This window comes from Dietzia maris (assembly GCF_014144855.1).
Classification (GTDB): domain Bacteria; phylum Actinomycetota; class Actinomycetes; order Mycobacteriales; family Mycobacteriaceae; genus Dietzia; species Dietzia kunjamensis.
Window position 1 is genome coordinate 1 of sequence record NZ_JAALDN010000280.1, and the last position, 4,050, is coordinate 4,050.

The 4,050-nt window shown below is 66.3% G+C and carries 5 protein-coding genes; 2 read left to right on the top strand and 3 right to left on the bottom strand.

What is annotated here, in order from left to right:
- Positions 1-118 precede the first annotated feature (118 nt).
- Complete coding sequence (locus G6024_RS09685) at positions 119-310, bottom strand: hypothetical protein (RefSeq protein ID WP_159148592.1); 192 nt, start codon at positions 308-310, stop codon at positions 119-121.
- 348 nt (positions 311-658) lie between these two features.
- Positions 659-1,267, bottom strand: coding sequence for a hypothetical protein (locus G6024_RS09690; protein ID WP_194307360.1), 609 nt, complete (start codon positions 1,265-1,267; stop codon positions 659-661).
- Positions 1,268-1,337: 70 nt separating this feature from the next.
- On the opposite strand from G6024_RS09690, the gene G6024_RS09695 reads away from it, so the two are divergent.
- Together G6024_RS09695 and G6024_RS09700 are read left to right on the top strand one after the other, a co-directional pair.
- On the top strand, positions 1,338-2,477 hold the full coding sequence (locus G6024_RS09695) for a plasmid pRiA4b ORF-3 family protein (protein WP_235027842.1): 1,140 nt from the start codon (positions 1,338-1,340) through the stop codon (positions 2,475-2,477).
- Between the two features lie 516 nt (positions 2,478-2,993).
- Positions 2,994-3,251 (top strand): type II toxin-antitoxin system ParD family antitoxin, encoded by a 258-nt coding sequence (locus G6024_RS09700; RefSeq protein WP_159148593.1) that lies wholly within the window; start codon positions 2,994-2,996, stop codon positions 3,249-3,251.
- Between the two features lie 14 nt (positions 3,252-3,265).
- Here the strand turns inward: G6024_RS09700 and G6024_RS09705 are convergent, their stop codons facing one another.
- Positions 3,266-3,883 (bottom strand): response regulator transcription factor, encoded by a 618-nt coding sequence (locus G6024_RS09705; protein ID WP_159148594.1) that lies wholly within the window; start codon positions 3,881-3,883, stop codon positions 3,266-3,268.
- Positions 3,884-4,050: the final 167 nt, after the last annotated feature.

Below are 4,050 nucleotides of genomic sequence, written 5' to 3' on the forward strand. Positions count from 1 at the left end.
GCAGTGGCCACTTTAGCGGGAACACTCCAAACAAATGGATGTACCTGCGCTCGATCCGCGAGACAAGCGTCGGGCCCGCCTCCGGGTAGCTGGACCTGCAGCATTGCTGGTTGCCAAACTACATAAGATCGCCGAGCGTGCTGATGCCCCGCACCGACTGAACGACAAAGACGCGCACGACGCCTACCGGCTCCTCCAGGCGTTCGGTACACATGAGTTGGCCACAGTGTTCTCGCAGCTCCGAACCCATGAACTCAGCGCGGCCGCAACAGAAGACGCCCTCGGGTTCCGCGATGAATTGTTCGCTCATAGCCCGGAGGCTCTCGGATCGGCAATGGCGGGGCGCGCCGAGGAGGGGATTGGGGAACCTGAACAAGTCGCAGTTGCTGCATACTTCCTCGCTCGGGACCTGCTACTCGAATTGGGTGAGCGACCGACATACGACCCGTAACTTTCGATAGCGGGTGGACCGGCAATTTCGCGAGGCCTGCGCTGGGCACGTGAGCTCACGCAAGACGACGTCGCGCACAAGCTGCACGTTGGGCAGAACCCGGTATCGGATATCGAACGTGGAGAACTTGATCGGGTGAAGCTCGATACGCTCCGGAGGCTCTCCGAGACGGGCCGCCCGTGGCGTTGGTTGACCTCCTCGTCGTCGTCATCGCTTCCGCGCCGACACGTGCTCGACCTCGACGGACACCGGCCGCCACGAGATCCCGGGGATCGAACGCAGGGGAGCGAACGAGTCGGCAGCGCGCTGCCACGCGACGGACAGACTGTTCGCGATGAGGTCGGCGTCGGCGGGGTGGGCTCGCGTGGCGACGCGACGCAGGAGCTGGACGTCGGTGAGCTTGACCGTGACCGTCCACGTGATCGTGCCCCGGTCGTAGGTTTCGGTGGTCACAGTGCTCTCGACATCGAGAACCCGGAACGCGCCCTCTTCGAGGAGCTCCTCCACGCCGCCCGTGGGCCAGATCAGCCAGGCCAGTTGAGGCAGCGGCGGCAGGGTGGGATCGGGCCCCGCCTCCTCGCTCGCCGGGTCCTCGATCACCGCACCGGAGAACGCATCGACCACCACCGTGTCCTCAAGGTACTGGGCCAGCGCCGCCGTCACCGCCGCCGTGTCGACTATCGCCACCTCCGCGGACACAGTGCAGGCCCACGTCTCGCGGTTCCTCCCGGGGCGGGGCCGCGCAGGCGAGGGTTGCGGGGTGGGCTCAGGCGCGGGCTCGGGTAGGTCGAACAGGTCGGGCTCGACGGTGTCCATGGCAGGTGAGACTACTTCTCCAAACGGGGGGTGTCCTAGCGCGCCGCTCGCATCTCGTATCGTCGGTGAGGTGACGCCTTCGACAGATCGCCCCTACGGACCAGGCGACCTCTCCGCAGATGAACTGAAACAGGCCGTTCTCGATGCGCTGGCGAGCGCGGGAGTCCCGCAGACCGAGTTGATGGCCTCGCTGGCGGCCGGGGCTGCCTACCAGTCCCCGTGGGAACGCCCGGCCGTCAACCGGCGACACCCGAGGCGCGAGGCGCCGGTGACGTACCGCGTCAAGGTCGAGCTGCTGGACTCGTCCCCGCCCATCTGGCGACGCCTGGACCTGCGCAGCGACCTCATGCTGCCGCGCCTGCACCTGATCCTTCAGGAAGCCATGGGCTGGACGAACAGTCACCTGCACGAGTTCGTCCACGCGTCGTCGCGCCGGGACCGCGACGCCGAGCACTTCGCCTCCATGGACTACCCCGACGCCGGGGAGATGGGCGAGCTCGACGAGGCCGACGTACGACTCGACGAGCTGGCGCACAGTGCCGGCGACAAGTTCCTGTACCTGTACGACTTCGGTGACAGTTGGTGGCACCGCGTCACCGTGGAGAAGGTCCTGGAACCTGACGACGACGACGGCGAGTTCCCCGATGCGACCGTGGTGGCCGGTCGCCGGGCATGCCCACCGGAGGACTGCGGGGGAGTCTGGTCATACACCGAGTGGATCGCCGGGGACGCCGACCCGGACGGCTGGGACCCGCACATCCTCGAGTTCTGGGCGGGGTGGGACGCGGAAGCGTTCGACCTCGACGATGCGCAACAGCGCGTGGTCGAGATCGCTGACATGCCCGCCACCCTCCGGGAAGTCCAGCAGGATGAGGCGTCCAAGCTGCAGATACTGCTGGAGCGGATCGGGGACGGCGTCAAGCTCACCGCGGCCGGGTACCTGCCGCCGACGATGGTCGAGCAACTGATGATCGACACCGGCTGGGACCGCAAGTGGATCGGGAAGAACAATCGCGAAGACCAGACGTACCCGATCTGGCAGCTGCGCGACTGGGCCCGGGCGCTGGGGCTGGTGCGCAAGTACAAGGGCGAGCTCCGCCCGACCCGCCGCGGTACCGCGTTGAAGAACGACCACGAGGCCCTCACCGAGCTCATCGCCCGCAGCCTGCCGCACGACCGGCTCTACGGCACCCCGCTCGACTGGTGGTGACGGGCGTCGTCGGTGCCGCAACCCGGAGAGCTCACCCGAACCAGGCGAGAACCTGCCGACACTGAGCGTCGACCCCATCCAGAAAGTGCCCCGCGCATTTCACCAGCGTCAAGGTGGAGCTGGGCGGTGACGACATTCGGGTCGAGACCGCTGGCCGCCGCGCTCATCGCCCCCGCCACGAGCCGAAGAACAGGATCTCCGGGTCAAGAAAACCCCTGGACAAAAATCGCAAAGGATACAAAAGGACAAAAGCCGCAAACGACACGTTCCTGCGCGACCGGTTCCGCGCCGTTCAGTGAATGCGGGCCGACCCGGGCGGAGGCGAGCCTCGTCGTCGTCCGTTCCCAAGGGTTCACCCGGGGGAGTGCTTCGACCTCTTGAGGTCTCGTTGGCCCTATTCTCTCTGCGCGCTTCTCTGACCGCCGCGACCGCCCGCCCACCGTGGTCCCGCTCGATCGGCGTGGCCGGAGCTGAATCCGGAGCCACGGTGTTACCAATTCTTGGTATCGTTGCCGCATGGGTCAGAACACCTCCATCAGTTTGGACCAACACTTCATCGACTTCCTCGCTCGCGAGGTCGATTCCGGGCGCTACCGTTCAGCCAGCGAGGTCGTCCGAGCAGGGCTCCGGCTCCTCGAGGACCACGAAACCCAACTCGCCGCACTGCGCCGCGCGCTCATTGCCGGCGAGGAGAGCGGTGCGCCGGAGGAGTTCGACTTCGACGCGTTCATCAGGCTCCTCCACCGGCGAATGGATCCGTCCCTTCACGTGTGAAGTCGCACTCAGTCCTACCGGTCGGGCTTGAGGCCGTTCTCAATGCCCCACGCGACAGCCTGCGCCCGGGTGGTCACGTCCATCTTGCGGTAGGCCGAACGCACGTAGGTTTTGACCGTGTTGAGCGAGAGGTAGCACTGCTCGGCGATCTGGTCATTGGACAGCCCCTGCACGATCAGGCTGACCACCTCGGCTTCACGGTGTGAGAGGCCGGCCTCCTTGGCGGGCCACTTGTCGGGACCCATGATCGGCAGGCCCGTTCCCGTCAGGGTGACGCGGTTCCCGGCGGCGATCTGCTCGATGCCGCTCACCAGCTCGGGAGCGGTCAGGGACTTGGACAGGAACCCGTGGGCGCCCGCGTCGAGGCTGTCTCGGACCGCGGCCGGGTCCGAGGTGAACGAGTAGACGGCGACCGCCCCGATGGTCGGATCCTGCAGGAGGTTCTCGAGGCGGTCGTCCTTGCCCAGGGACGAGGCGAAGGAGTCGTACAGGGCCACGTCCACCGTGGCCGATCCGCTGGAGACCATCTCCTTCTCCACCATCTCGATCCGGTCGGAGTAGGGGGCCAGGAAGGCGTTCACCCCGGCGACGACGACGAGGTAGTCATTGACCACTGTGACCCTGATCGGCATGGGCAAAGCCTAGCAACGGATCACAACCGGCCGCGCCAGCGATTACACCCCTAAGGGTGAGGCGCGCCGGGGCGGTGTCGGTAGACAATTCGACGTTGATCTTCCGCCATCCGCGACAGGAGTACGAGTGCCACGGTTTGGAGTGTTCCCGCTAAAGTGGCCACTGC